The following is a 24,965-nucleotide window of genomic DNA, read 5'->3' as shown; positions in this document are numbered from 1 at the left end:
ACCGAGCGGGACTCCCGTCCTCACGTCACATACGGCGGGCATCCGGGGCGGCGGCTTCGAGTTCGTCGATGCTGCCCGACATGATCGTCCGTACGTGTTCGGTGATGTGTTCCGCGGGCCAGTCCCACCAGGCCAGCGCCAGCAGCCGGGCGACGTCCCGATCGCTGTAGCGGGTACGGATGAGCCGGGCCGGGTTGCCGCCGACGATCCCGTAATCGGGCACGTCCGTGGTGACGACGGAGCCGGCAGCGATGATCGCGCCGTGCCCGATCCGTACGCCGGGCATCACCGTCGTGCCGTAGCCGAACCAGACGTCGCTGCCGACGACCGTGTCCCCTCGGTTCGGCAGGCCGGTGAGCAGGTCGAAGTGCTCGGACCACGAGCCGCCCATGGTGGGGAAGGGGAAGGTCGAGGGGCCGTCCATGCGGTGGTTGGCGCCGTTCATGATGAACCGCACTCCCGTGCCCAGCGCGCAGAACTTGCCGATGACCAGCTTCTCCGGCCCGTAGTGGTAGAGCACGTTGCGTGTCTCGAACGCGGTCGGGTCATCCGGGTCGTCGTAGTAGGAGTACTCCCCGACCTCGATCAACGGGGACTTCACCAGCGGCTTGAGCAGCACCACCCGCGGCTGACCGGGCATCGGGTGGACCACCGTCGGGTCGGCAGGCACAGGCATGGCGAGCGATTCCTTACGGGTTGCGTGTCAGTGTCCGGTCCCATGATCGCGCTATCGCGCCGACCGGAACACCGAAATACCGGCTCAGGACACCGGCCCCCGGCGTTCGCCGGGGCCGGTGTGAGGATCGGGCCGTGGCGCCGAGGAGGGCTCAGCGCTTGAGCGTGAAGGTGAAGTCGCCGGAGAGCCTGCCGCTCAGCCGGACTGCCGAAACGAGTTTCCCTTCCGTGATCAGCCTCTCGATCCCGGCCCGCGAGAGACCGCAACCTTCAGCGACCAGCCGCACCGCCCGGACGGGGATCCGCGCCGCGAAGCGGACCGAGACGTCGATCACCTCGCGGTCCAGGTGATCCGGCTCGCCGGTGTCGAGGCGCCAGGCGTCGTCCCAGTCGAGGGCGATGCGATTACGGCGCCGCACGACCGGATCCTGGAGCAACTCGGCTGTCAGGACGGGGTCGTTGTCGTGCAGCCGGTCCAGCAGCTCGGGCCGTACGGAGCGCACATTCATCCGTTCCAGGACCGTGAGCTTTGCGGTTTCCCCGCAAGCGGTACAGAGCACGAGAAGCCAGGCGTCGATGAGCTTGTGGTTGGCGTTGACGCGAAATTTCCCGCTTGCCCGGAAGTGCTCGGACGCGCACGCGTGGCAGCGGCGGCGAACGAGCGGCAGGCAGGTGGGCACGACCACCCAGTTTTTGAGCACAGAAGTACACCGGTTTCGGTGAGAAGTCCGCAGCAAAAAGGAGCGCGGCGCACATGCGCGACGCGCGACGATTCAGCGCTCGGGAGGTCTCACAGGGTGTACAACGGCACGTCCTTGACCAGACGACTTGGTTCGGCAGCACGGTAACGGCGCACAGCGGCGCTGCTCCACTGGTTTTCGGGCGCCTCACTGACAGACCAGCCACATGACCGCCGGACAGACCCCTACGGCGCGTACTGAGTCGCGATCGCCCTGGGGTCCGGGTGACTTCAGAAGCGGCTGCGCAGGGCCTCGTCCAGATCGCGAAGCATCTCCCCTACGCGCCCTCCACCAGGCGGTGCCGCGGGGTAGCGGCTGAGCACGTCGACGACAGCTGGTGTCGCGCGCCGACAAGCTTGCTGGATGCGATCGGCACCCACATGTCGATCATCACCCGCCACAAGTTCGGCCGCTCTCGCCGCATGGGCCGCTGCCCCAAGAATGTGCTTCACCTGATGGGCGTCGGCCAATGGATGCAGGTATGCAGCCGATGCCGCGGCCATCGCCGCTCGCGCCGCGTCGCCCGCGGCAGCGGTGCCCGCCTCTCGGGCCGCTTTGAGCGCCGCCCACGCGGTATCGCGCAGTACCTTCCCGCGTTCGCCGCCCCGGGCGAAAGCCCAAGCGGCGTCGATCGCATCGCGAGGCCGCGGGTCGACCGGGTGCGCTCTCTCGAAGATCTCCAGGACTTCCTGCGCGATCTCGGTGGCATACCTGGTGACCTCGCGGAGGTCCTGCTTGCTCAGAATGATTTCGCCGGATTCGTTGACCACGAGTGTCATCCTCGCCAACCACACCGGCAGACGGCCACCCCCGTACTCGCTACTCGCTTGAGCACGGGGGTGAACTGCGGGCTGCCGGCGTCCGAACCCGTCGATCGGGAGGAAGGGCTCCACTCGGTCCTAGAGCATCAGCGTCGTGGCGGAGGCCACGACCTTGGCCTTGCGAGGCTGCTCCGGGTTGCCGTAGCGCACCTCGACCCGGGGGTGCGACCGGATGAAGTCGCTGTCGATCAGCCGGACCTGTTCCGGATGGTCGACGGTACGGGCGGCTATGTCGGTGTCCAGGAAGAACCCGAAGTCACCGGTCGCGGGGGCGTAGGCGAAGAACTTCCCACCCGCGTACGTCTTCGCGGCCACGTCCTCGGTGAGGGCCAGAGACCAGTAGCCCACGCAGCGCCCCGCCGGGCACATGAACCGGAACTCGGCCTTCAGCCCGTCCAGTTCCATCCACCGGAACGGGTTGTCGTCGTCCCGGGCGCTCGCCGAGGCGGCGTGCTGAGGCTCGGCGGCGGCGTACGCGGCCTGCGTGAGCGGCAGGCTCAAGGTCGCCACGGCGACAGTTGCGGCGAGGGCTCGGAACACCATGCGGGGTGCCACGTCTGGGTCTCCATTCGTCTGAGTGATCGACTCGACACGAGAGGTGATCATCTCGAGGGAACGGGCAACCGGCAATGGCGGAGTGAGGGAACTGGCCAGCCCCGGGGCGGCGGGCCGGAGGCCGGATCCGTTCGGGTCGGACGATGCACGCGCAGGGGCCAGGGAGAGCCAGGCTCTCACGTCGGCGGTTTCATCGGCGGCGGCCCCGACGAGACCCGCGACACCGACGTCACCAAGCGGACCCACTCATTCCAGCCATGCGCACACGCACCGCCGCATGCCTGGCCCGCGCCCCCAAATGGCCTGATCAGGCGGAGTCGAGCCCGTCCCTGAGCCGCGCGAGCTCCTCGGCACCCACCACAATCCCAAAGCCTTCCTCCAGCACCTGCCCCAGCTCATCCGGGTCGATCTTCCGCTCGGTCGAGGAGCCGTCCGGCCGGAAGGTGGTCCAGGTGGTGGCGTCGAGCCGGTCGTGACGGGTGGCGCTGAACCCCTGCACAAACGGTCGCTTCACAAATGGGGAACGGGCGTTGGTCGCCACATAGTGACTGCTCACCACATAGTCGATGGTGTGCTGCGGGGTCAGCGTGAAGGTGTGCCGGTCGAGCCAGTCGTCCTCGCCGTGCTGGTACAGCCACCAGTGGTCGATGCCGAAGACCCCGTCCCGCCGCTCCATCCGGAACCGCCAGCCGTCCAGGTCCGCCTCGACCCCGTCGGCGATCTCGACCGGCTCCAACGGCCCCTTGCCGAAACCGACGTCACACAGCCACAGCCGCTCGTCGTCGACGGCCGTGACCGCCAGCAGGGCGTGCGTGGCGGGCAGGATCTTCTCCGTGCCCAGCGTCACCCGCCCCATCAGCCCCGTGAACTCAAATCCCAGCCGCTCCAGCGCCGCGGCGAACAGCACCACGTGCTCGAAGCAGTAGCCGCCGCGCCGGCTACGCACCAGCTTCTCCTGCACGGACTCCGGATCCAGCAGGATCGGCACGCCCAGCATGACGTCGAGGTTCTCGAAGGGTATGGACGTGACATGCGCCCGCTGCACCCCGCGCAGCACCTCCAGCGTCGGCGCCCGCTCCCCCTCGTAGCCGATCCGGGCCAGATAGGCGTCGAGGTCCAACTCGTCGCCGTGCCATCCGTTTCCAGCGTCCGTCTTCGTCATGGATCCAGCCTTCGTGGTCAAGGGTTCAACGTTTCCGCTGCTCCGACCGTAGGCGGCCGGTGTCCCCCGGACCTCTGCCAGGGGGTCCTATGACCCTCACCATTTGGACCTAGGACCGGGGACCGACGCGACGGTTCGATCGCGTGCGTCGTCCGTGGACCGCGCCGCAGGGGTGCCCGTGTCGGGGATCCGGCGCGGCGTGGCCCAGCGGCGCCGGTGCGGGCATGTGGTTCTACAGAACGGCGGCGATGGCTCCGCAGGAGAAGCCGACACCAAAGGACAAGAGCAGGGCCCGGGTGCCCGGCTGCAGGGTGCCTTCCTCCCGGGTCATGGCGAGGGTGGCCAGGACGTTGGCGGGGCCGAGGTTGCCGATGTCGGCGCAGGGGTTGGGGACGATGTCCATGCTGATCTTGCAGGCCTTCATGACGATCTGCAGGAACCGGGTGTTGGGCTGGTGGACGAAGACCACGTCGAGGTCGTCGGTGGTCCAGCCGGCCTGGGTGAGGACGGTGTTCACGACCGGGGGGACGAGCCTGCGGGAGGCCTGGACGATCTCGGGGCCCTGCATCGTGTAGTAGCCGATGCTGACCTCGAAGCCCTCGTCGGTCCTGCGGTTGGAGTGGACGGGCTGGGTGCCGAGTTCCCAGCGCTGCGGGTGGGTCTCCCAGTGGCTGCCGCGCACGTCAAGTTTCATCCCGTGGTCGGCGTCGCGGGAGAGGACGACGGCCGCGGCGCCGACGCCGAAGAGGCCGGCCAGGCTGAGGTCCTTGTGGCCCGAGAGGTTGACCGCGTCCTGGCCGGCCACGACGATCGCACGCTCGCAGCGGCCCGCCTCCAGCATGGTGATCGCCGTCTCCAGCGCGGGGATCACCTCCGCGCACGAGCCGTCCACGCTCATCGTCTTCGCGCACCGGATGCCTGCGCGCTCGGCCAGCAGGACCGCCTGGGAGGGAACCAGGTACGTGGGGATGCCGACCTGAGGGAAGATCAGCAGGGTCTCGCTGCCGATCTCCTGCGGGGCGACCCCCGCATCAGCGCAGGCCTTGCCGATCGCGTCGGCCGCCAGGGAGAGCAGGCTCTCGCCCTCGGCGTAGACGCGCCGCTGCCGGGTACCGGTCCGCCGCACGAACCAGTCAGGCTCCAGATCGTGGGAGAGAGCCAGCTCGGTACTGTCGACTATGTCCGACCCGAGCGCGTAGCCCGTACCGACAATCCCAACCGCCATGAAGTGTCTCCTTGAAGTGCCGAACGACCGAGAAACCGGGGATGATCATCGCGACAGGGTCCTGACGGAGCAACAGGACGTACCTTTTCCGGCCACTCTCAGGGTCAGACAATCCCCACCCGCCCCGGCCTGCCTGTGCCCCCTCCGTCGATATCAGGACGACTGCGGCCGCTGTAGCCCCTGAAGGAGCAGTTCGACCAATCGGCGGGGGTCGTAGCGGGGGTCGCTGTCACGTCCGATGCAGAGGTTGCCGATGCCGCGCATCAGTTCGTAGGCGTGCGTACCGGGCCTGATTTCGTCAGCGGCGACCGCGGCGTCGAGCAATCGCGCGCAGACGGGCACCAAGCGGTCGAGGAAGTAGGCGTGCAGCGCGTCGAAGCCACTGCTGTCCGACTGCAGCGCGTCCGCGAGTCCGTGCTTCGTGACCAGGAAATCGACAAAGAGGTCGACCCACTGACGGAGTGCCTCGAGCGGGGAGTCGGCACCGCCCAGCAGGCTCGGGCCGGCCTCGGCGCACGCCTCGACCTGGTGGCGGTAGACGGCGACGACGAGATCCGCCCGGGTCGGGAAGTGGCGGTAGATCGTCCCCATCCCGACGCCCGCCCTGGCAGCGATCTCACGGATCGGCGCATCGACGCCGGAGGTGACGAACACCGCGGCGGCGGCGGTGAGCAGCTTCTGCTCGTTGCGCAGCGCGTCGACCCGCTTGCTTCGGGCCGGCACCTCTCCGGGCTGGCTTGCAGCGGGCACCGAGCTCTCCTTTCGAGGACCGTTGACAAAGCGGAACAGCGCTCCGCATACTAAACGGAACAATGCTCCGCTTTCAGCTTAGCTGAAGCCGGATGCTCCTGACCGCCCCCCTGCCTGTCGAATGAGACCGGCAGCAGAGGCCGTTGAAGGGACATACGCATCATGAGCGAATCGACCCGCCCAGCCGCCATCGCCGGCTCACCCGCTCCCGTCCTCTCGGTCAGCCCGGCGGTGCTGCCGGCGCCCGGCCGCGCCGTGGATCTGGAGGTACGGGTCTCCGCGCCCGTGACCGGGAACGACCTTCCGGTCATCCTCCTCTCGCACGGCCAAGGCCACTCGAACCACCTCTCCTCGCTGAACGGCTACGCCCCCCTCGTCAACTTCTGGGCGGCGCACGGTTTCGTCGTGATACAGCCCACCCATCTGAGCTCCACGACGCTGAGCCTGGACCCCGACACCCCCGGGGCGCCCCTGTACTGGCGATCTCGGGCCGAGGACATGAAACACATCCTCGACCGGCTCGACGCGATCGAGACCGCCGTCCCGCAGCTCCTCGGGCGCCTGGACCGGAGCAAGGTCGCCGTGGCCGGGCACTCGATGGGCGGGCACACCGCGAGCCTGCTGCTGGGCGCCCGGCTCACCGATCCGCAGGACGGGACGGAAGCGAACCTGGCCGAGCCCCGCATCAAGGCGGGTGTCCTGCTTGCCGCGCCCGGCAGGGGCGGCGATGCCCTCACCGAGTCCGTGGCCGCGAATCTTCCCTTCCTCTCGACCACGGACTTCTCCAAGATGACGACGCCCGCGCTCGTGGTCGCCGGCGACAAGGACGACTCCCCCCACCTGACGGTTCGTGGCCCTGACTGGCACGCCGATCCGTACTTCCTCTCTCCGGGCCCCAAGTCCCTGCTCACCCTGTTCGACGCGGAGCACGGGCTCGGCGGGGTCTCCGGATATGACGTCGCCGAGACCACGGATGAGAACCCCGAGCGAGTCTCCGCGGTCCAGCGGCTCACCTGGGCCTACCTCCGCACGGAGCTCTACCCCGGGGATGCCGCCTGGCAGGCGGCGCGTGACGCGCTGACGGCCGACCCCGACCCGCTCGGACGAGTCGAATCAAAGTAAGCCGAAATCGTCGGGCCGCCTGCCGGCAACCCAGCGGCCTCACCGCCGAGTTCCGGAGGCGGCTTGCGGCACAGATCTCGCCGAGCTACCTTCCGTGCTAGTCAAATTTGATTAACTGGACCCACGACGGCACGGAGGAAAGAGCATGACGATCCCGCCCGACACCGCCTACCAGCCCACCGACGAGGAACTGGCGAGCATCGAGAAGTGGTTCGCCGACTACGACGCCGCCGCGGGCCGGCGTGACATCGAGCGCATGGCCGACCTGGCGGTCTTCCCGCTCAACCTGGTGAGCGACAACGCCGAAGGGCAGGGCGCGAGCGCCCAGTGGGACCGGCAGCGGTTCATCGACACCATGACCCGGGTGATGGGCGATGGCGCCGAAGGCATCACCTTCGAGTCCACCCGCACACCGGTCTTCCTCGGTCCCGCGATCGCCGTGGTCTTCACCGACTCGGTGATGACCACCGACGGGCACACCCAACGGCTCCGCTACGCCGACATCCTGATCCGGCGGGACGGTTCATGGGCGTTCCAGACGATGATCCAGGGCGGTTGGGGCGACCAACTGCGCTGAGCCGTGCCCGGGATCGGATTCTGTGGGTCACTGTGCGGTCTCCGCCGATCGGGGCCTTCGGCCGTACAGCGCCACGAAGTGCCGGACCAGGGCGAGGGCGGCGAGAATCGCCACGAGCGCGCACACGCCCCGCCACCCGGCCCGTCCGTAGACGCGCAGCCCGGCCCAGGAGCCTCCGCTGCCACCCAGGTAAGCACAGGTCATATAGGCAGTATTGAGCCGGCTGCGGGCGTCGGGACGCAGGGCGAACACCCGCGCCTGGTTGGCGACCATGCCGGACTGCATCGCGACGTCGAGCAGCAACGTGCCCAGAACCAGGGCGGCAAGACCCGGCGCGCCACCCCGGGCGCCCTCGGCGAGGACTGCGGCCGAGACGAGAGCCCCGAGCATGCAGACCAGGTTCACCGGATCGGATCCCTTGCGGTCCACCAGACGGCCGGCGAACGGGGTGCAGAGCATGGTCGCCGCGCCGACCAGGGCGAGCATCCCCACCGCCTGGGCGCCCAAGTCGTAGGCCGGGCCCGTGAGGAGGAGCGCCAGACAGGTCCAGACGGCCGAGAACCCGGCGAAGGACGTCGCCTGGTAGAAGCAGGAACGGCGCAGGTCCGGCTCGGTACGGAGCAGGCGCAACGACTCGGCCAGGAGCGCCGGGTACGGCTGGCGCGAGGGCGGGGTAGTGACCGGCAGGGTACGGGCCAGGACGGTCGCGAGAAGCAGGACCAGCACCGCGGCCACCAGATAGGGGGCGCGCCACCCCAGCCATTCGCCGAGCGTCCCGCTGAAGGTGCGCGCCAGCAGCATGCCGCCGATGGACCCGCTCAGCAACGTGCCCATCACCGCTCCGCGGCGGTCGGCGGCCACCAGCCCGGCGGCCAGCGGAGCGACGACTTGGGCGGCCACGGTGGTGAGGCCGATGAGGGCACTGGCGGCGACGAGGGGCGGCAGGGCTGGGGCGCAGCCCGCGGCGAGCAGGCCGATGCCGGTGAGGGTGAGCAGGGTGACGAGGAACGGGCAGTGCGGGATCCGGTCGCCGAGCGGCACCAGCAGAAAGATCCCGGCGGTGTAACCGATCTGGGTCGCGGTCACCACCAGGGCGGCAGCATCGGGCGACTCGCGCAGCCCGGCGGCGACCAGCGGGCTGATCGCCTGCGGGAAATAGATGTTGCCCACGCCGACGGCGCAGGTCGTGGCCAGGATCAGGACCATCCGTCGGTTCATGCGCCACGCGCCGTGCGTGAGCTGCGTGTGTGTCATACCTGGCAGTTCACGGCACCCGTACGCCGCCGCCAATCGATGTAGCGTATGGCTTAATGATCAGCTTCGAGCTCGGCGTCGAGGACCTCGCGGACACCCGGTTCGCCCTCTCCCCCATGCACGAGACCGTCCTCAGTCTGCGGGTGCTGCGCGAGCCAGGGCTGTCCGCGCTGCACCTCCCATGGCGCAGGTCCGTTCTCGGCGGACTCGGCACGCTCGACACCGACCTGCTGATGTCCCTGGTCGCGGTGAGGCGTACCCTTCCCGACTTCCTGACCCCGCGGCCCGCGATCTTCGCCCCGTCCTTCGAGGAAGAACTGGCCGTCGTCCGCCGGACTTCCCCCGCCCTCGTCCGCCGCGATCTGCTGGCCACGCACGCGCCGGGCCCGCTCCCCGACGCTCTGCACGATGCCACCGCCGCCGACGACGCGCCCGTCGTCGGACTCCGCGATGCCATCTGCGAGCTTCTGCGGCAGTACTGGGAGGTGGCCGTCGAGCCGATGTGGCCGCAGATGCGGCTGCTCCTGGAAGCCGACATGACCTACCGCGCACGGCAACTGGCCGTGGGCGGTGCCCGTTTGCTGTTCGCCGACATGCACCCGAATCTGCGTTGGCACGACGGCGTACTGCACATCGACCAGATGATCAGCCGGCACCACGTCGCGGCGTCCGGCCGGGGGCTGTTGCTCGTACCGTCCGTGTTCTCCCACAAGCCCGCGCCGCCGGTCAGCCCGGAGGAACCGCCGATGCTGGCGTACCCCAGCCGCGGAGTGGCGACGCTCTGGGCCCCGGCGCCCACCGCGGACGCACCTGCTCTCGTGTCCCTTCTGGGTGCGCCCAGGGCGAGACTGCTCGGCCTCCTCGACGCGCCGTTGCCCACGGTCGAGCTCGCCCGCCGCCTGAGGGTCACTCCGAGCGCCGTGTCCCAGCACCTGCGTGTGCTGTACGCGACCGGCCTCGTCACCCGGGCGCGCGACGGACGCCAGGTTCTGTACCGCCGCAGCTCCCTCGGCGACCAACTGATCGGAGAGCGCCGGACCTCCGGGCCCGATCACGATCAGGAGGGGGGCTTCCGCGCGGTGACGTAACTGAACGGCTCGGAGACTCCGGCACTGTGGTGGCCGGCAGCCGCGAGAGCCAGAGCCAGACGCTTGCGTGGTGCGAGGCCCAGGCCCGCGGTGGCGTGCAGAGCGCCGAGTGCGAGTTCGTCCCCGCACCCCACGGCTGCGTATCCGTCGGCGGGCTCGGCTATCTGGTAGTCCTCGTAGACGGCGAACAGGCGGCCGTATATGCCGACGAGGAACGTCCCGGCCTTCTCCTGTTCGGAGTCCTTGCGCGACCAGCCGCCGTTCTTGAGGCAGGTGCGCAGCCTGTCGACGAAGACGGTGGTCATGAACCGGTCCAGGTCGCCCTTGGGCTTGGGCGCCTTGAACGCGTGGTGCAGCAGCTGGCCCATGCGGAAGCTGGTGGTGAAGCCCATGGCGTAGGGGCCGTTGCGGAAGACCTTCGGATCCCGGCGGACGGTGAGGCTCAGGCCACAGACACCTGCCGAGTCCCCGCCCAGGTGCACCCGCGCGTTGTGTACGAGCCCGACGATCACGGTCATGGTCTCCCCCTCCGCTGCACCACCCTCTCGATACTGCGCCCGAGGAGACGGACGGAAACCGGGCGGCGGAAGGCGGCAGGCTCACCGCCTCCCGTCGCCACGGCTGCGCACTCAGCTGGCGGCAGCGCCGAACCACTTCGGCAACTGGCCGAGCAGATCCTGCTGATCTTCACCGGCCCATGCCACGTGGCCGTCCGGCCGCAGCAGCACCGCGGGTGCGTCCAGTTCCTCGCTGACGTCGACGACGTGGTCGACCCGGTCCCCCCAGCCCTCCACCGAGAGCCGGCCGGTCTGGTCGAGCAGCAGTCCGCGGCCGCCGTGCATCAGCTCGTAGAGGCGGCCTTGCTTCAGCTTCACGTCCCGCAGCCGCTTGCCGAGCAGTTCGTGGCCCTCGCCGAAGTCGTAGCGGACGTCGACCGCGGTGATCATCCCGGTCACGTACCGGTTCACCTCCTCGAAATCCATCAGCTTCGAGAGAAGCTCCCGCAACGCTGTCGCACCCGGATCGGTCCCCAGCAATGCCATCTGCGCACGGGTGTTGTCCAGCACGGCGGCGCCCACCGGGTGCCGTTCGGCGTGATAGCTGTCCAGCAGCCCCTCCGGCGCCCAGCCGCCGACCGCGGCGGCCAGCTTCCAGCCGAGGTTGAACGCGTCCTGCACACCGAGGTTGAGCCCCTGTCCGCCCGTCGGCGGGTGGACGTGCGCCGCGTCGCCGGCCAGCAGCACCCGGCCGACCCGGTAGCGCTCGGCCTGTCGGGTGGCGTCGCCGAACCGGGACAGCCAGCGCGGCGAGTGCACGCCGAAGTCCGTGCCCGCGATCGCCCGCAGCCGCTGCTTGAACTCCTCGAGGGTCGGCGCGGTCGCGCGGTCCTCGGCCACACCCTCGGCGGGCACGATGACGCGGTACGTCCCGTCCCCGTTGGGGATGGTGCCGAACCGCAGTTGGGTCTTGCGGACTTCCTCGACGACCGCGGCGACCGTCGCCGGATCCTCGGTCATCTCCATGTCGCCCAGCAGCGTCTCGACCTTGGCGGGCACACCGGGGAAACCCACACCGAGCCCCTTGCGCACCGCACTGCGGGCGCCGTCGCACCCGACGAGGTAGCGCGAGCGCAGCCGCGTGCCGTCTCCCAGCTCGACGGTCACCCCGTCCTCGTCCTGGCTCAGCCCGACCACGTCGCAACCGCGCCGGATCTCGGCACCCAGTTCCAGCGCATGCTCGTTGAGCAGCCGCTCGGTGACCGGCTGCAGCGTGGAGAGCCCGTACGGATGGGCCGTGTCCAACCGCTCCGGCCAGTCCTTCATGATGCCGCCGAAGAAACCGCCGACCCGGAACTTCTCACTCACCGCGAGAAACCGGTCCAGCAGACCGCGCTGGTCCATCAGCTCGACACTGCGCGCATGCAGGCCGCGTCCGCGGGTCTCCTTGGTCGGCTCGGTCAACTTCTCCAGCACGACCACGTGCACACCGTGCAGCCGCAACTCGCCGGCCAGCATCAAACCGGTCGGTCCGCCGCCGACCACGATGACGTCGATCATGAACTCCCCCATGTAACGAGATCGATCCCCGGCCAGCTGCTCCACGCAGTCCGTGCGGCGCGCACACCGCACCTCCACACCTGCCATTTCCGCAGGCCCTGGCCTTGGCCGACCATTCTGCGGCACGACCGGGGCCTTGCCGCAAGGCCCCCAGTGCGCTATACATTGAGAGTGGCAAGGAGTGGGTAACCTCCTTGCCTTTGTCTTTTGCCGTCCGCTCTGGACGTACAGCCAGTCCTTGCAGGACGCCGGGACTTCGACGACGTCCGATGGCGCCGGGATTGCCAAGCCCTCGGTGTGCGGGAAGCGCTTCACCGGGGACGATCTATCGGTTCTCGTGAGTCTCGGCCGCGTGGACACCGGCAGCACTGTGGTCGCCGAGCGGCGGGCGGAGAAACTGATGGACCGCGCTGCACCACCCGCTTCATCAGGATGTCGTTCGGGCGGCTGCCACAACCGGCGCCCCTGCTGGAGGCGTTCGACGCTCATGCGGTCGAGACGCGTGTGGCCTGGCGATGACTGTCGGACTATTCACCCGATCAGGCTCTGGCCGGTCCACTACGGCAGGCGATAGCTTCGCTACTTACCGTAGGGGGTCGGGTGGGCTGGCCCCCGCCAGCTCGTCCAGGGGGAAACCATGCGATTCTCATTGCTCAACCGCGCCACGGCCGTGACAGCGGCCTGCCTCGCAGCCTTGGCCGCGACTCCGGCCTCCGGGCATGCGGCTGAGACGAGAACGGCATCGGCGTCGGCTCCACACGTGATGATGCGCCAGGAGAAGAACTACCAAGTCGAGGTGGACAACTTCTCCACCCAGGCTTTCGACGAGATCGCGCTGGCTTTCACTCGCAACAGCACGCCCGTCACCCAGATCCTCCACCAGTTCAACGTGCCGGCCTCCAGCGTCATCATCTTCGATCTCGGGCCGTGCTCCGACGTCAAGCAGTACGCGGTCAGCGGCCTCGTGGGCGGCGAGCGCAAGTTCACCACCGGTGACGTCGACGCCGATCCCGTCGGCTGCGACGACATCGTCACCATCCGGAGCACGTCAGCACTCGAAATGCACAGGAAAGTCCGATGAGGAGCGCGGTCAAGGCAATCTGTGCCGCCTCACTGGCACTCACCGCGGCGGTCGCACCCGCCTCGCCGGCTTCGGCCGTACGCCAGGCAGCCGCATCGAACTACCGGGTTGATGTCGTCAACCACTCGGGCTTCGGTCTGGACGAGGTCGACCTCGCCGTTGCGCGCTTCAGCGACCCTGTCATCCGGCTGCAGACTCAGCGCCACGTGGTGTCAGGAGCCACAGCGAGCTTCGACCTCGGCCCCTGCTCCGACGTCCGGCAGTTCGCAGCCAGCGCCTACATCGGCACCCGCGAGGTTCTCCACACCCGGGACATCAACCCCAGCCCGAGCTGTCACACCCAAATCGAGGTCACACACACATGAGCACGGCGAGGAGGGAGGCCGGATGAAGCACCGTATGAGCATCCTGCTCGCGCTGCCCGTAGCAGCGTTGCTCACCACCACGGCGGGTGTAGCCCCGGCATACGCGGCGAACGGCCACTTCGTTTTCGAGAACGCGGCCAGCCGAACGGGAGAGATGAACAACCCGCCCTCGGGCAGGTGCATCAAGCTCCCCTATCCGGTCGTCAGGGTCACCAACGCGACCAACCAGAAGGCTCACCTCTTCCAGGACGCCCAGTGCAGCACGAGAGAAATTGCCACCGTGGCGGCCGATCCCGGAACCGGAAGAGGCACGTCATGGGGTAAACCGGACGGAAGCCCCGCCGCGCTGGCAGTGAAGTTCGACTGCGACCTCGTCGCCTGCTCCTGAGCCACATCCTCCTTAAAAGCGGCAGTGAAGATGTTGGGGCGTCCTGGTGCCGGATCATGCGGTCCGGGGCCAGGATCGTAGGCATAATGGGACGGCCGCCCAGTCACGGCTATCACTGAGGTGGTGGCCGACGTACCGGTCGACGGTCGGCGGGTGGCGGTCCGCGTACGGCTGCGGCGTCTGGTGTGCCCCACGCGCGGCTGCCGCCACACCTTCCGCGAGCAGGTGCCTGGAGTGCTGGAGCGATACCAGCGCCGCACGCTCGGAATGGCAGGAAGTGCGCAGGCCGACGAACCCACTACATACACCTGTCAGGATGGATACGAACCCACCAATAGCAGTGAAGTCCGGGGATTCAACTGCACCGGTGATCGTTTTCCCGACGGCGCCAAGGCATTCATGGACATGAAGAACCTGGACAAGACATTCGTCTGCGATCGCGTCATCATGGTAGGTAATCCGCGCAACCTTAACGGCGATGGCTGCAGCCGCGTCGCATGGGAAGTAGGAACGTAAGGGCCGGACTCGGGCGGTTCCGTAGGTGTCATGGCCGGTCCTGGTCGGGCGGTCGGTCAGTCCAGCGGGTCGACGTGGGCCGTGTAGCGGGTTGGGGCGCGGTGGCGAGACCGTCGTCGTTGGTGTCCGCCTCGGCGGTGCGGCCGGGCTTCGGGGTGGCGAACGTCGATCCGGTGCCGGAGTCCACCTCGAACCGGATCCGGGCACCGGGCACGAACTCGCCGTGGGTGTCGCGGGCTTCCACCTCCAGCGGCTGCCCGAAGGGCTCCCCTGGCTTGGCGTGCTGGTTGTTGAGGCGGTCGAAGCCCGAGAGGGCCCTGACAGTGCGGGTCTTGCGGGGAGGCCGGGCGGCCTGGACGACCATGCGGACGCGATGCTTCAGGTTGTCGACAATGAACAGGTTGCCGTTGTGGTCGACCGTCAGACCGGTGACGGTGCCGAGCTGGGCTCCGGTGGCCGGGCCGCCATCCCCCTTGCCGCCGTCCCCGTTGAACCCGCCCTTCCCCGTACCGGCCACGATGGTGAGGACACCTCGGCTGACCTTGAGCACCCGGTGCGTACGGGTCTCCGCGATGTACAGGTCCCCGGCCCCGTCGACAGTGATTCCCACGATCCCGGTGAAGCCCGACTCGGTGGCCCTGGAGCCGTCTTTCGCGGGGGCCTGGGTGCCGTTGCCGGCCACTGTGTCGATCGTGCCGTCCGGTGCGACCCGGCGGACCCGTACGTCCTCCGCGATGAACAGGTTGCCCGCCCGGTCCATGGCCAGGTCGGTGGGCCGGCGCAGGGGGCCTCGATGGCCTTGCGGCCGTCGCCCTCGGCTTTGCCGCGCTGTTCCGCAGGGCCTTATCCGATGGGTCCGATTCCCCAGGCTATCCGGACAAGAACCACACCCATCTGCAACTGGAGTATTTGCGGTACCGCGTGGCCGCAAGGCAACACGCGATACCGCACGCTCGTCACCTCATACGAGCCGGATGGCGATGGCCCAGGCCACGATCGATGCCGCGTCGGGGCTGTCGTGGTCCTTGGAGGCCGCGATCACATATTGCTGAGTGTCGTTGACGACCGGCTGCAGGTTCCACAGCAGGCTGCCATCGGCGTGATAGAAGACCCTCGCGCCGATGCCGGTCAACGACCATCCGTCATCCACCTGGGCCGTGGTGGTGGGGTGTTGGGCCGCAGCCCCCGCCCCGGAGAAGGCGCGGGAGAGCACGGTGCCGACCGGCAGCGACTTCGGGATCCCCATCACATAGCTGGTGATCCTGGCGAAATCGTCGACCATGTGGTCCTTTGAGCGCACCGTCCAGGTGGAGCCCGAGGAAGAGGACGACGCCATGGCAGGATACGAGGCGGTGGCGATGTTACCCGGCCCCTTCCAGTCCACCTTGAACCCGCCACCGAGCATCACGCACCGGTCCGAATTGATGCTCGCGCCGGCCTGGGGGGAGTGCGCCGGAGCGCCGCTGGGCCGGGAACCGCTGCACGAGTTGATCCATGCGCGTAACTGGTCCCTGTCCACGCCTTCGATCTTCAGGCCGATCGCGTAGCCGTTGAGCTCGTGCGCCTGGCGGCGGCCGTTGTGGTCCTTCGAGGACACGATCCACGACGAGAGGTCGTTGCTCGGATAGGAGGCGGTCAGGTACGCGCCGTAGGGATACTCCGCTCCTGTCGCGCCCCCGCCGACAGCGATCATCGAAGGGTCGGTGACTTGGACCTGGTGGTCGGTCCAGATCTCCTGTGCCGGCTGGGCCAGTTCACTGAAGACCGCCACGGTGATGCGGCCGCTCGCGTCGTGATACCTCGCCACTTCGCTGGACCGCCCCTGCGCGGGTCTCTGCGGAAGAGGCCTGTGATCGGCCGCTGCCGCCGAGCCGCCCAACTGAGCCCCGAATACGGCCAGCAGGATCGCGAACAGCGCGAGCGCGGGCTTGGATCTTGTCGGAGTTCGCATGGTCTTCCTCCTTCTGCGCAGACTACGGACGGATACCTGACTGTGGCCCGGCCGTGAGTTCCCGTGTAGTACCCAGATTTGGGGAGGTGGGCGCAGACCACGGCCGTGCTATGGGCGCGCGGAGCGGAACCTCTCCTTTGCCCCCCACGGCTGGAGTCCAAGCAGGCCGGAAAAGGCCCACCGCGGTCCACGCAGTGAACCGAGCCCTTCCCGTTTCCCGGTTCTCTCGACATCCTCGAGCCATAAGGACCCTCCAGAAGGGGGAGCGGCAAACATCGGGTTCATCCGCGCCGCATGACGATGGCGCCGCGGCCCTCAGCGAACGATGGCCGAGGCGGCGCGGCCGGGGGCTGGCGGTGGCCGTTGCGCGGAGATGCGTCCCAGGTGGCACGTTGCCTGGAAGCGGAGGCAGGGGAGCGGTTCGTCCGGGACGAACTGGCCGAGCTGGTCTCGCAGGCGATCGGCCCCTGGGTGGCTCATGACGGGCTACGTCTGTTCGGGATGAATCCGGTCACCGGAGCGATCTCGTTCGGGTTCTTGCACGACTTCAGCCCCGGTCTTGTCCGGGAGCAGTTACCCGAGTCCTATCTGGGTGAGGACCCCTTCAGCCCGGTCGATATCGCCCGGCTGCCGACCCCGGTGGGGCTGATCAGCAGGGACAACTGCGCCGTGCCGGGGTCTCCAGGGCACCGACGCGCCCTGGAGACCCTGGCGGCGCACGGCGCCGGGTGTGAACTGCGGTTACTGTTGCGGGACAGCCGGGGTTCGTGGGGTCTTCTGGCTTTGCTGAGGGAGGAGGGTGGCAGACCTTTCGGCCCCGATGACGCCGAGCGGCTCGCCCGGTTCTCCTCGCCCCTGATCACCTTGCTGCGACGGTACGCCACCGCTGGGGAGCCAGGCCTCGGTCGGCCACACCTCCCGGCCGGGGTTGTCATCGTCGGCGCCGACCATGAGGTGCGTTCTCTCACACCCGAAGCACAGGCATGGATGCGGGAGATCGATCCGGCACGAGGCCTGGCGCCGGAGTGGATGCCGGGTGTGTCGATGCATGAGATCAGCCTCGCCGCACGTCGCCACCTGATCGATCCGAGTGCTCCGCGCCCGGTCGCCTGCAGCCCCACCGCGTTTCTCGGTCGCCGGATCGCCGTTCACGCCCAGACACTCGACGCGGACGGTAACGGAGATGTCGCCGTGATCCTTCAGGAAGCGACAGGGGACCTGCTGCTGCCCGTTTTCTCGGCCTGGCACGGCCTCACGGCCCGCGAACGCCAAATCGTCCAGCACCTGCATTCCGGTGCGGCACCCAAGCAGATCGCTCGCAGCCTGTGCGTGTCCCTGCACACCGTCAACACGCATGTGAAGACGGTATTCCGTAAGACCGGTGTCAGCGGCCGTGACGAACTGCTCGCCACGTTCGGGGCATGACGAACGAATCCGCTCGAAGGCCGGTCGGGGCCCGACAGCAGCGGCTACCGGGCCCCGGCCAAGGAGTAGCGGTGCGGCTGCGATCGTGTTCATCGTGCTCGCGATCCTGCCCCGGCTTGACGACGACGGCACGTCGTTCGTGCACCGGGCATCGCTCAGCCCCGCAGAGATGCCCAGTACGTGTTCCTCGGAGAAGATGAGGTTCGCGGGGCCTGCGGAGCGTGCGCGGGCCTCCAGCCAACTCCGGCGACGGCCGGATCCACTCCCTCCCCGTTGACCGGTGCATGCCCGCCGGGGTTGGCTGCGCCCGACCGTACGACACCGGGAGGGAAACATGCGGGGCGCGAGACAACTGGCTGTGCTGGCAGCCACGTTGGGAACCTTGACCGCGGTGGTGCCGACCGCCTCCGGCACGGAACACCACCGCCCGCGCCTGGAGCGCGTGAGCGTCGCCGCGGACGGCACCCAGGCGAACGGGATGTCGTTCGACCCGGCGATCAGCTCCGACGGCCACTACGCTGCTTTCAAATCCCGCGCGCGCAATCTGCTGCCCGGTGCTCCGAGCACCGTCACGCTCTACCTCAAGGACCTGCGGAGCGGGGCCGTCGAACAGGCCAACGTGGCAAGCGACGCCGATCCGGACCTGCGTTGGGTGTACGAGTTCTCGATCAGCGCCACCGGCCGATACGTCGCCTTCTCGTCCAACGCCGAACAGAATGGGCCCGGCCACGTCCGGGACCACCACATCTACATCCGCGACCGGCTGACAGGACGGACCGAGCCCCTCCTGGGGGAAAAGAACCGGCAGGGCGACGCGAATTACCCTGCGATCAGCGCGAATGGCCGCTACGTCGCCTTCACCTCGGACCGCACCGACCTCACCCCCGGAGGGAGCGAACGCCAGGAGGACGTGTATGTGCGGGATCGCTGGAAGCACACCACCCGTCGGGTGAGCGTCGCCTCCGACGGCAGCCGAGCGAACCACTTCTCGAAATGGCCGGTGATCAGCGCCGACGGCAGCAAGATCGGCTTCCATTCGCTCGCCGACAACCTGGGCGCGGCGAGAAGCACCCCCTGACCCGAAGAGAGCTTCTATGTCCATGACATGCGGACCGGGCACACCCGCCCGGCTGCGCAGAGCCGGGACAGCAAGGCGGCTGTGACGGAGCCCAGGGCACCGGCGCCTCGGGCAACATCGCGGTCGACCGGTCCGGCCACCGCGTGCTCTTCGACAGCTGGGCGCACAACCTCGTCCCCGGCGACACCAACGACACCGGCGATGTCTTTCTCCGCCGCCTGAGATGAGCGACAGGGGCCCAGTGCGTGTTCGGTGGCAGCGCCACGAGATCGCCCACTGCCCATTACCCGCTACGACGTGGGCAAGACCGTCAAACGCCCGAGACAATCGCCGCTCTGCGTGACAACCGACCATAAGGAACAAGGTTCGGTGATCTCGACGTTGTCCGCGGCCCCCGTGCCGACTCGGCCGGTCCCGGCGTGGTGGTCACGGGTGTCGGTGACGCTTTCGGTCGGGACAAGGATCGTCGTGTGTCCGCAGCGGGTCCGGAGCCCGGAGTCACCGGGGGGACACTTCGACGGGCAGGTGGCGGGGGGCCTCGCAGGACGGCCCCGTACCGGTAAGGGGGCGGGTCCTCGACGAGGCGGGGATCGTCGAGGCGGCCGAGGAGGGTGTTCAGCGCGGTCCGGGCCACGACGCGGGCGAGTGGTGCGCCGAAGCAGTTGTGGACGCCGCTGCCGAAACCGAGGTGCTGGTTGTCCGGGCGGGTGATGTCGAAGCGGTCGGGGTCGTCGAACCGCAGCAGGTCGCGACTGCCGGAGGCGAGGGCCAGGACCAGGGGGGCGCCTTTGGGGATGGTGACGTCGGCCGCCTCGATGTCGGCCAGCGGGGTGCGCTTGGGCATCCCCATCCGTGGGTCCACAGGGCTGCTGGTATGACCGGGAGTTCACCCTCGATCCGGGTGAGAAGGCGCGGTCGTCGCGGGTGGGGTCTGACCGGGGTACCGGTCGAGGCGTGGTGGATGTGGTGGCTGGTGGCGTTGTGGGAGAGGGCGAAGCCGAGGGTGAAGATCTTCTGGACGAGCGGGTGCTAAAGCTGTGCACGAGCGCGTTCGAAGCGGTGTGGGAGCGAGCTGTCCCGCATGCGGAGTACCGGCCCGCCTGAGCGATGCTCAGTGACGCAGCCCTGCGGGGTCGTCCCGTATATCTCGGTACCCCGTTTGAGTGAAGCGTTGGCTCGGGTGGCATCCAAGAGACGGGGTGAGAGCAGATCGAGTCCGGCACTCAAACGAAAGGCGCCTCGATGATTGAACACACTGCCCGGCCCCGCAAGAACACGATGACCATCACGGCCACGTGCATGGTCCTCGCCATCTCCGGCTTCTGGCTCACCGCAGTGCCGACAAGCGCCTCCGCTACCTCGGTCGCCTCTGTGGCGGAGACGCAGACTGATCCCCCCATGCCCGACCTCAAGTCCAAGAGCCTCACGGCCGCTTACAACACCCTTGGAGCCGGCACGAAGGTGGAAGCCAAGGACGTCAGCGGCCAAGGACGTCACATCCTGTGGCCCAACAACTGGAAGGTCTGTGATCAATCACCGGCGCCAGGACGGCCAGTCGGTAAGACCGTCAAGATCGGCGCCGTGAAGAAAGCCGAAGAGTGTCCGCGGATGGCTACGGCCACCAGGTAAGGCCAGTAGCACCGGGGCTCGGTCGTGGCCATCCACCCGAGTGAACCTGGCTTTGGTCACCAACTGAGCGCGCTACCCCACAAGTCACGGCGCCGGCTTCCCCAGGAGACGTTCAGGGGGGAACCGGCGCCGTGGTGTTTCTCAGTGGATGATGTTGCCTGGGCTGTCGAGCCATTGGGGATTTCGCTGACGGTGTAGGTCGCGACGAGCCGATCGTACGGTGCGCCTGCCGCCCAGCCTTCATGTCCGTTGCCCCGGGCGACGCGGGGTTCGTACCCGGCTGTGGTCAGGTTCTTCTCCGCCCGCTCAACGAGGACGCCGTCGATGTCGACGGTGGTGACGTTGGTGGAACCGAGGCGGTGGCTGAGCAGGGCGGCGTTGTAACCCGTGCCCGCGCCGACCTCAAGAACCCTCTGGCCAGGCTGGGCGTCCAGGAGGTCGAGCATCTCCAGCATGATCGAGGGCATGGAACTGGAGGACGTGGGCCGCTGGTAGGCGCTCTCGCCGAGTTCGCGGCCTTCGTTGACCTGGGTGACGAGGGCCAGGTCTCCGTAGACCGCCCGCATCCACCGCTCCGGGCTCTGGAAGCGGTCGATAGTCCGGTCGTCGGCCTCGATGACGCCGGGGAGGAACAGCTCCCGCCGTACCTGGGCGACAGCCTCGGCCCAGGGCGATGCGGGCGGGAGCGATCCCTTGTTCGTGAGGATCTGAACGAGTCGTTCGGGAGGACTCATGCAACGACTTCGCAGTGGGCTTACAGTGCCGTCTTGTGGATGCCCCGGTGGTCCGCCCATGCCTGAGCCGCTTCCGCCATGGCCATCAGCCACCCCTCATCGGGACATCGGTTGGCGATAGCACGGAGCATTCGCAGATAAACCCCGGCGAACACATCGATCACCTTCGCATCTGCATTCGCCCATGCCGTGCACCCGGCGGCCCAGGACTCGGCGGACTCGGAGCTGTGGCCGGCTGCGATCAGCTGCACGACGAAACAGGCCGGGTCGATGAAGGCGGGCCCGCACGTGGGCCATGCCCAGTCGATGATCCACGAGCCCACCTCCTCTACCGTCAGGTTGTCCGGGTTGATGTCGGTGTGCAGCAGGGCGTCACCACGGAGGAACGCCAACTCCTCTTCGCTGCCCACGTAGGCGTCCCACCGGTCTTCCGTACAGTCCCGCGCGACGTCGGGCAGTTCCAGGGGCGCGGCCCGCTTCTTGGAGGATTTCGCGCATTCTCTGTTCTGCGACGGCCGGCAGGTGCAACTGCCGTTCGCATAGCGGCAACGGATGCCCGTCTGTGCGCGGTGGAGTCGCGGCGGAACCCAGCGGCCAGGGCGCCGAGACCCCTCCTGTCCAGTGCGGACAGCAGAACGTTGGTCTCGCCGCCGCCTTTCAATTCCTCTGCGGCCATGAGCCCCAAGACTTCGCGTTCCTGCCATTGCAGCCCACGCTCCTCGGGTCGCGCGACTATCGAGGGCGAGGTAGCGGCCGGGCCGTCGACGCGTAAGACGAAGTAGCGCCAGGCACTGCGGGCGAGGCATGGGCGCTCGGTTCGCTGCGGGCCGTGCGTGGCTGGTCACACAGTTCCCCGCCCCAGGGTGACGCCGGTCCCGTACCGGACGCGTTCGGCCGGGAATGCTACGGCGTCCAGTGCCCGTGGACCGGCGAGATCTCCGGCTGCGAACCCTGCGGCAGGCCCAGCTCCTGGGCCACCGGCAGCACGATCCCCATGAACTTCTCCATGGCCTGCTCCGACTCCCACACGTTGTAGATCACCAGTCCCGAGCCCGTCGGGACGCAGACGTGCGAGAGACAGCCCTCGAAGGGGTTGCCTGGCAGCGCCTGGAGCTTGTCGTTGAGGGCGTCGTACTGGTCGGTCGTCACGCCCGCCAGCTCGGCCTTCACCAAGATCGCCATCGAGGTCTCCTCCGTGTGCCCGGCACCCGCGCACCGCCACCGTGACGGTCCATGCCGGAGCCAGCACACCACGTACCCCTGCGGGCGGCATCCGGCGTGCGGGTGCACGGGGCGTCCGGGGGCGCACACCCCCAGGGGCCGGGTACGCCTGGACCGCTTGAGCGGCGGCCGTGTGATCCTCGTCGCTGCGACAAAGACGCGTCCCCTCTCAAGGCAGCTGGCAAAGCTGGCGAGTGCGCTCATGAGCTGCGGCTCGTCGGCTCGTACTTACTGCGGTAGTTCTGGGCCAGGCGGTGCGCGGGGCCTGCGGAGCGTGCGCGGGTCTCCAGCCACAGCGCATACGCGACGGAGTCCAACTGCGGCCCGGTGAGGTGCAGCCGCCAGCCGCTGCCCGAGTCGGCGCGCTGTGCTGCCTGTACCGCGTCGGTCAGGCCGGGTGCGGGAGGCCGGCGTAGGTCGTCGGCCAGGGAGAGGTAGAGGCGTACGGCTTCCATGGCGGTGGGGCGGAGTTCTACCTCCCGGGCCGTCTCGGGGGTCTCGTGCGCGGGGCGGGGCGCGGGCCTGGTGGCCTGGCGGGCGGGGAAGTAGACGAGAGTGTCGTGGCCTTCGGGCGTGAGGCGGGCTGCCCACTGTGGCGGGCCGGGGCGCAGCTGGAGGAGGGTGTCGGCGGTGGCCATCTCGCACAGGCCGGTCTTGCGGAGACGGTCGACGGCCTTGAAGCCGATGCCGCAGCCGTCCGTGGCCCATCCGTGCTGGTGCTGTTCTTGCCCGTCGCGCAGGGCGGCCAGGTCTTGGTACTCCGAGTCTTTCAGGACGCCCCCGCCTGCCCTCCAGTGCTATCTGCGGTTCGTGGGCAGCATGCCGCACCGCACGGCCACCGGGTGGGCAGTTCGCGGGACTTGGTCCGGGGAATCGATGCACCTGGCCTGCCATCAAACAAGGATGTCCCGTTACAGGGAGCTATGGGCTGGCCGCAACGGAGACCAGCCGCCGGGTCATGATGGCGGCGGCGGAGTGCAGCACCTCGTGCTGCGGCTCGGCCTGGGTGACCATCCGCCGTGAAGGCGCCCATGTGCACTGGACGGACTGGGAGAACAACGGGGGCGACGGAAAACTGCCCCTGGAGTTCCGGTTCGATGCCGACCAGTACGACGCGGAGCTGGCCCGAGCGGCAGCGGCCTGGGTCTAGCCGGTCACGGCGATGTCGAGTGCCGAACCTTCTCAGCATTCGAACCCTCAACCGGGGCGACCGGTGAGGGGCGGCACGCTCCACCGCATTGGCTCAGGGCTTCGTTGATGGTTCCGGCATCCGGTTGAAGGGCTGATCGGCCCAGGTCTTCCGGCGGCGAATGATCGCGGTCTTGGCCGCCTCAATGTCGGAGTCGAACTCGTGGCTCATCGGTGCGGGCAGGCAGAGGCTCTTGCCGTTCACCAGGTCCAGCCGGATCCGGTACAGGGGTCCTGCCTTGCGGCCGAGGAGCTCGTCGATCCCCTTGTCCACGTCGATGTACTTGATGTCACCCCAGGGGATGAACCGCCGCCGCAGCGGGGTCCTGGTGCGTATGCCGTCGGCCCCGACGAACGTGCGCCCGGCGAAGTAGTAGCACCCCACGAGGGATATGGCCGCAATCACGAAGATCCCGGTGGACCAGAAGCCCAGGCCTCTGCCGCGCGGCGACTCCTGGTAGCGGCGGCCGAACTCGTCCCAGCCCATGCCGAAGGTGATGAAGCACGGGAAGATCGCGCCAGCGAAGAGAAAGACAGCGGCGGTCAACCACTGCCACCGGCGGGAAACAGCACGAAATTCAATCATTTGCACGCCCATATCCTATGTTTCGGACGCAGGAGACCGCTGCCGTCCCGTCCACGCACGCGGAGTACGACGACGGCTTGGACGTTGACGGGCCAGGGCGTGCTCGCCACCCCTTCATGCCCATGGGTGCTCTGCCACCGGAGTCAGCGGTTCCCTGGCGCCGTCAGTGGTAGACCGGGTCCATGGCGCTCTCTACTGTGTCCGTGGACCTGCGGGCCAAGTCCGTCGACCGAGTTCTCGATCACGTCGAGCAGGCGCTCCAAGTCCGGCTCGACCGGGCATCGGTGGTGCGTAAGCGCCGCTCGGTCGGGGCGCTGTCGGACCGCGACACGTGGGTCCGGATCGAACGGCGCCCGCTGGAGCGGATCGGCGGGCAGGGATGGAACGGTGTCGAGTGCGCGGCTGTGCTCCGTGGCGTTGCGATGCCCCGGTGGCATGCCGGAGTCGCGTGGCGGGAGGCCGGTGCGGAGGCCATGTGGCGGGCGGACGAGACGGATCTGATTGCCGCTGCCCCGGTGCGATCCGGCGGCCGGCTGGTGGACGAGCCGAAGCTGCCGGACTCATGGTGGGCGGCGCTGAGTGCCTCTCTGGATGCGCTCGCCTCGCAGGACACCACGCGCGTCGCCACCCCGGACACTGTGAGGATCACGCAGGCCGGTGTGACCGAGACGATCCGCGGCGCGTTCCCGGACCGCCCCGTCGACACGGCGATCAGCCGGTCCTACGTTGTTGGCGGGTTGGACGGGCCGTCGTAAGGTCCAGAGATCCAGAGACGCC

At 68.4% G+C, this 24,965-nt stretch carries 29 protein-coding genes and 1 pseudogene; 12 read left to right on the top strand and 18 right to left on the bottom strand.

Annotated features, from left to right (window positions below):
• Nucleotides 1-25: 25 nt before the first annotated feature.
• The 7 genes from ABD269_RS16190 to ABD269_RS16160 form a co-directional block, all read right to left on the bottom strand.
• Entirely contained in the window at nucleotides 26-676 is a 651-nt protein-coding gene (locus ABD269_RS16190; RefSeq protein WP_344118477.1) for a CatB-related O-acetyltransferase, read from the bottom strand.
• 151 nt (nucleotides 677-827) lie between these two features.
• Entirely contained in the window at nucleotides 828-1,376 is a 549-nt protein-coding gene (locus ABD269_RS16185; RefSeq protein WP_344118476.1) for a DUF1062 domain-containing protein, read from the bottom strand.
• 269 nt (nucleotides 1,377-1,645) lie between these two features.
• Nucleotides 1,646-2,194 (bottom strand): putative immunity protein, encoded by a 549-nt coding sequence (locus ABD269_RS16180; protein WP_425572907.1) that lies wholly within the window; start codon nucleotides 2,192-2,194, stop codon nucleotides 1,646-1,648.
• A 120-nt stretch (nucleotides 2,195-2,314) separates the two neighbouring features.
• Nucleotides 2,315-2,791, bottom strand: coding sequence for a hypothetical protein (locus tag ABD269_RS16175; protein WP_344118473.1), 477 nt, complete (start codon nucleotides 2,789-2,791; stop codon nucleotides 2,315-2,317).
• A gap of 307 nt (nucleotides 2,792-3,098) precedes the next feature.
• On the bottom strand, nucleotides 3,099-3,953 hold the full coding sequence (locus ABD269_RS16170) for an arylamine N-acetyltransferase family protein (RefSeq protein ID WP_344118472.1): 855 nt from the start codon (nucleotides 3,951-3,953) through the stop codon (nucleotides 3,099-3,101).
• Nucleotides 3,954-4,185: 232 nt separating this feature from the next.
• A complete protein-coding gene (locus tag ABD269_RS16165; protein WP_344118471.1) occupies nucleotides 4,186-5,178 on the bottom strand; it encodes a 3-oxoacyl-ACP synthase III family protein in 993 nt (330 codons plus the stop codon).
• 153 nt (nucleotides 5,179-5,331) lie between these two features.
• Nucleotides 5,332-5,928: a TetR/AcrR family transcriptional regulator gene (locus tag ABD269_RS16160; RefSeq protein WP_344118470.1), complete on the bottom strand. Its 597-nt coding sequence runs from the start codon at nucleotides 5,926-5,928 to the stop codon at nucleotides 5,332-5,334.
• Nucleotides 5,929-6,090: 162 nt separating this feature from the next.
• On the opposite strand from ABD269_RS16160, the gene ABD269_RS16155 reads away from it, so the two are divergent.
• Both ABD269_RS16155 and ABD269_RS16150 read left to right on the top strand, forming a co-directional pair.
• A complete protein-coding gene (locus ABD269_RS16155; RefSeq protein ID WP_344118469.1) occupies nucleotides 6,091-7,050 on the top strand; it encodes an alpha/beta hydrolase family protein in 960 nt (319 codons plus the stop codon).
• Between the two features lie 145 nt (nucleotides 7,051-7,195).
• Nucleotides 7,196-7,627 carry a nuclear transport factor 2 family protein gene (locus ABD269_RS16150; RefSeq protein WP_344118468.1) on the top strand — a complete coding sequence of 144 codons (432 nt, stop codon included), beginning with the start codon at nucleotides 7,196-7,198 and terminating at the stop codon, nucleotides 7,625-7,627.
• Nucleotides 7,628-7,654: 27 nt separating this feature from the next.
• Here the strand turns inward: ABD269_RS16150 and ABD269_RS16145 are convergent, their stop codons facing one another.
• Nucleotides 7,655-8,881, bottom strand: coding sequence for an MFS transporter (locus ABD269_RS16145; RefSeq protein ID WP_425572906.1), 1,227 nt, complete (start codon nucleotides 8,879-8,881; stop codon nucleotides 7,655-7,657).
• 56 nt (nucleotides 8,882-8,937) lie between these two features.
• Between ABD269_RS16145 and ABD269_RS16140 the strand changes: the two genes are divergently transcribed.
• The gene (locus ABD269_RS16140) at nucleotides 8,938-9,969 is read left to right on the top strand and encodes an ArsR/SmtB family transcription factor (protein WP_344118467.1); all 1,032 of its coding nucleotides are present in this window, start codon (nucleotides 8,938-8,940) and stop codon (nucleotides 9,967-9,969) included.
• On the opposite strand, the gene ABD269_RS16135 is transcribed toward ABD269_RS16140, so the two are convergent.
• Both ABD269_RS16135 and rox read right to left on the bottom strand, forming a co-directional pair.
• Nucleotides 9,939-10,487, bottom strand: coding sequence for a hypothetical protein (locus ABD269_RS16135; RefSeq protein ID WP_344118466.1), 549 nt, complete (start codon nucleotides 10,485-10,487; stop codon nucleotides 9,939-9,941). The genes ABD269_RS16140 and ABD269_RS16135 overlap by 31 nt on opposite strands.
• A 111-nt stretch (nucleotides 10,488-10,598) precedes the next feature.
• Nucleotides 10,599-12,026: a rifampin monooxygenase gene (gene rox / locus ABD269_RS16130; protein WP_344118665.1), complete on the bottom strand. Its 1,428-nt coding sequence runs from the start codon at nucleotides 12,024-12,026 to the stop codon at nucleotides 10,599-10,601.
• Between the two features lie 637 nt (nucleotides 12,027-12,663).
• Between rox and ABD269_RS16125 the strand changes: the two genes are divergently transcribed.
• The 4 genes and pseudogenes from ABD269_RS16125 to ABD269_RS35375 form a co-directional block, all read left to right on the top strand.
• Nucleotides 12,664-13,107 carry a hypothetical protein gene (locus ABD269_RS16125; RefSeq protein WP_344118465.1) on the top strand — a complete coding sequence of 148 codons (444 nt, stop codon included), beginning with the start codon at nucleotides 12,664-12,666 and terminating at the stop codon, nucleotides 13,105-13,107.
• Nucleotides 13,104-13,472, top strand: coding sequence for a hypothetical protein (locus tag ABD269_RS16120; protein ID WP_344118464.1), 369 nt, complete (start codon nucleotides 13,104-13,106; stop codon nucleotides 13,470-13,472). The genes ABD269_RS16125 and ABD269_RS16120 overlap by 4 nt, the downstream gene beginning before the upstream one ends.
• A 22-nt stretch (nucleotides 13,473-13,494) precedes the next feature.
• The gene (locus ABD269_RS16115; RefSeq protein ID WP_344118463.1) at nucleotides 13,495-13,860 is read left to right on the top strand and encodes a hypothetical protein; all 366 of its coding nucleotides are present in this window, start codon (nucleotides 13,495-13,497) and stop codon (nucleotides 13,858-13,860) included.
• A gap of 104 nt (nucleotides 13,861-13,964) precedes the next feature.
• Nucleotides 13,965-14,148, top strand: a pseudogene (locus ABD269_RS35375) (ISL3 family transposase); the annotation flags it as partial.
• A 256-nt stretch (nucleotides 14,149-14,404) separates the two neighbouring features.
• On the opposite strand, the gene ABD269_RS16105 reads toward ABD269_RS35375, so the two are convergent.
• The gene (locus ABD269_RS16105) at nucleotides 14,405-15,307 is read right to left on the bottom strand and encodes an NHL domain-containing protein (RefSeq protein ID WP_486387805.1); all 903 of its coding nucleotides are present in this window, start codon (nucleotides 15,305-15,307) and stop codon (nucleotides 14,405-14,407) included.
• A 30-nt stretch (nucleotides 15,308-15,337) separates the two neighbouring features.
• A complete protein-coding gene (locus tag ABD269_RS16100; protein ID WP_344118460.1) occupies nucleotides 15,338-16,327 on the bottom strand; it encodes a hypothetical protein in 990 nt (329 codons plus the stop codon).
• 384 nt (nucleotides 16,328-16,711) lie between these two features.
• Here ABD269_RS16100 and ABD269_RS16095 point away from each other — a divergent pair, with 384 nt between their 5' ends.
• Entirely contained in the window at nucleotides 16,712-17,752 is a 1,041-nt protein-coding gene (locus ABD269_RS16095) for a helix-turn-helix transcriptional regulator (protein WP_344118459.1), read from the top strand.
• Between the two features lie 382 nt (nucleotides 17,753-18,134).
• A complete protein-coding gene (locus ABD269_RS16090) occupies nucleotides 18,135-18,830 on the top strand; it encodes a TolB family protein (protein ID WP_344118458.1) in 696 nt (231 codons plus the stop codon).
• 310 nt (nucleotides 18,831-19,140) lie between these two features.
• Here the strand turns inward: ABD269_RS16090 and ABD269_RS16085 are convergent, their stop codons facing one another.
• A complete protein-coding gene (locus ABD269_RS16085) occupies nucleotides 19,141-19,674 on the bottom strand; it encodes a cytochrome P450 (RefSeq protein WP_344118457.1) in 534 nt (177 codons plus the stop codon).
• 398 nt (nucleotides 19,675-20,072) lie between these two features.
• Here ABD269_RS16085 and ABD269_RS16080 point away from each other — a divergent pair, with 398 nt between their 5' ends.
• Entirely contained in the window at nucleotides 20,073-20,459 is a 387-nt protein-coding gene (locus ABD269_RS16080) for a PASTA domain-containing protein (RefSeq protein ID WP_344118456.1), read from the top strand.
• A 56-nt stretch (nucleotides 20,460-20,515) separates the two neighbouring features.
• Here ABD269_RS16080 and ABD269_RS16075 read toward each other — a convergent pair whose 3' ends face one another.
• The 4 genes from ABD269_RS16075 to ABD269_RS16060 all read right to left on the bottom strand — a co-directional run bounded on the left by ABD269_RS16075 (nucleotide 20,516) and on the right by ABD269_RS16060 (nucleotide 23,052).
• Nucleotides 20,516-21,193, bottom strand: coding sequence for a methyltransferase domain-containing protein (locus ABD269_RS16075; protein WP_344118455.1), 678 nt, complete (start codon nucleotides 21,191-21,193; stop codon nucleotides 20,516-20,518).
• Nucleotides 21,194-21,213: 20 nt separating this feature from the next.
• Nucleotides 21,214-21,603 (bottom strand): hypothetical protein, encoded by a 390-nt coding sequence (locus tag ABD269_RS16070; RefSeq protein WP_344118454.1) that lies wholly within the window; start codon nucleotides 21,601-21,603, stop codon nucleotides 21,214-21,216.
• 493 nt (nucleotides 21,604-22,096) lie between these two features.
• Entirely contained in the window at nucleotides 22,097-22,375 is a 279-nt protein-coding gene (locus tag ABD269_RS16065) for a hypothetical protein (protein ID WP_344118453.1), read from the bottom strand.
• 239 nt (nucleotides 22,376-22,614) lie between these two features.
• On the bottom strand, nucleotides 22,615-23,052 hold the full coding sequence (locus ABD269_RS16060) for a DUF6417 family protein (protein WP_344118452.1): 438 nt from the start codon (nucleotides 23,050-23,052) through the stop codon (nucleotides 22,615-22,617).
• 368 nt (nucleotides 23,053-23,420) lie between these two features.
• Here ABD269_RS16060 and ABD269_RS16055 point away from each other — a divergent pair, with 368 nt between their 5' ends.
• Nucleotides 23,421-23,564, top strand: a complete 144-nt coding sequence (locus ABD269_RS16055) for a hypothetical protein (protein ID WP_344118451.1) — start codon at nucleotides 23,421-23,423, stop codon at nucleotides 23,562-23,564.
• 93 nt (nucleotides 23,565-23,657) lie between these two features.
• Here the strand turns inward: ABD269_RS16055 and ABD269_RS16050 are convergent, their stop codons facing one another.
• Nucleotides 23,658-24,149: a PH domain-containing protein gene (locus ABD269_RS16050; RefSeq protein ID WP_344118450.1), complete on the bottom strand. Its 492-nt coding sequence runs from the start codon at nucleotides 24,147-24,149 to the stop codon at nucleotides 23,658-23,660.
• Between the two features lie 221 nt (nucleotides 24,150-24,370).
• Between ABD269_RS16050 and ABD269_RS16045 the strand changes: the two genes are divergently transcribed.
• Nucleotides 24,371-24,943 (top strand): hypothetical protein, encoded by a 573-nt coding sequence (locus tag ABD269_RS16045; protein WP_425572905.1) that lies wholly within the window; start codon nucleotides 24,371-24,373, stop codon nucleotides 24,941-24,943.
• The last annotated feature ends 22 nt before the right edge of the window (nucleotides 24,944-24,965 follow it).

Origin of the sequence: Streptomyces blastmyceticus, from assembly GCF_039521185.1 — a bacterium.
GTDB classification, from domain to species: Bacteria; Actinomycetota; Actinomycetes; order Streptomycetales; family Streptomycetaceae; genus Streptomyces; species Streptomyces blastmyceticus.
This window is presented reverse-complemented; position numbering and strand designations above follow the sequence as displayed.

Bases quoted from the DNA above. Each gene is read 5' to 3' on its own strand.
- ABD269_RS16135 (WP_344118466.1), bottom strand. From the start codon at position 10,487: ATGACCGTGATCGTCGGGCTCGTACACAACGCGCGGGTGCACCTGGGC.
- ABD269_RS16190 (WP_344118477.1), bottom strand. From the start codon at position 676: ATGCCTGTGCCTGCCGACCCGACGGTGGTCCACCCGATGCCCGGTCAG.
- ABD269_RS16060 (WP_344118452.1), bottom strand. From the start codon at position 23,052: ATGGCCACCGCCGACACCCTCCTCCAGCTGCGCCCCGGCCCGCCACAG.
- ABD269_RS16080 (WP_344118456.1), top strand. From the start codon at position 20,073: ATGATTGAACACACTGCCCGGCCCCGCAAGAACACGATGACCATCACG.
- ABD269_RS16145 (WP_425572906.1), bottom strand. From the start codon at position 8,881: ATGACACACACGCAGCTCACGCACGGCGCGTGGCGCATGAACCGACGG.
- ABD269_RS16170 (WP_344118472.1), bottom strand. From the start codon at position 3,953: ATGACGAAGACGGACGCTGGAAACGGATGGCACGGCGACGAGTTGGAC.
- ABD269_RS16075 (WP_344118455.1), bottom strand. From the start codon at position 21,193: ATGAGTCCTCCCGAACGACTCGTTCAGATCCTCACGAACAAGGGATCG.
- ABD269_RS16115 (WP_344118463.1), top strand. From the start codon at position 13,495: ATGAAGCACCGTATGAGCATCCTGCTCGCGCTGCCCGTAGCAGCGTTG.
- ABD269_RS16065 (WP_344118453.1), bottom strand. From the start codon at position 22,375: ATGGCGATCTTGGTGAAGGCCGAGCTGGCGGGCGTGACGACCGACCAG.
- ABD269_RS16140 (WP_344118467.1), top strand. From the start codon at position 8,938: ATGATCAGCTTCGAGCTCGGCGTCGAGGACCTCGCGGACACCCGGTTC.
- ABD269_RS16125 (WP_344118465.1), top strand. From the start codon at position 12,664: ATGCGATTCTCATTGCTCAACCGCGCCACGGCCGTGACAGCGGCCTGC.
- ABD269_RS16150 (WP_344118468.1), top strand. From the start codon at position 7,196: ATGACGATCCCGCCCGACACCGCCTACCAGCCCACCGACGAGGAACTG.
- ABD269_RS16155 (WP_344118469.1), top strand. From the start codon at position 6,091: ATGAGCGAATCGACCCGCCCAGCCGCCATCGCCGGCTCACCCGCTCCC.
- ABD269_RS16085 (WP_344118457.1), bottom strand. From the start codon at position 19,674: ATGCCCAAGCGCACCCCGCTGGCCGACATCGAGGCGGCCGACGTCACC.
- ABD269_RS16120 (WP_344118464.1), top strand. From the start codon at position 13,104: ATGAGGAGCGCGGTCAAGGCAATCTGTGCCGCCTCACTGGCACTCACC.
- ABD269_RS16165 (WP_344118471.1), bottom strand. From the start codon at position 5,178: ATGGCGGTTGGGATTGTCGGTACGGGCTACGCGCTCGGGTCGGACATA.
- rox (WP_344118665.1), bottom strand. From the start codon at position 12,026: ATGATCGACGTCATCGTGGTCGGCGGCGGACCGACCGGTTTGATGCTG.
- ABD269_RS16100 (WP_344118460.1), bottom strand. From the start codon at position 16,327: ATGCGAACTCCGACAAGATCCAAGCCCGCGCTCGCGCTGTTCGCGATC.
- ABD269_RS16180 (WP_425572907.1), bottom strand. From the start codon at position 2,194: ATGACACTCGTGGTCAACGAATCCGGCGAAATCATTCTGAGCAAGCAG.
- ABD269_RS16045 (WP_425572905.1), top strand. From the start codon at position 24,371: ATGGCGCTCTCTACTGTGTCCGTGGACCTGCGGGCCAAGTCCGTCGAC.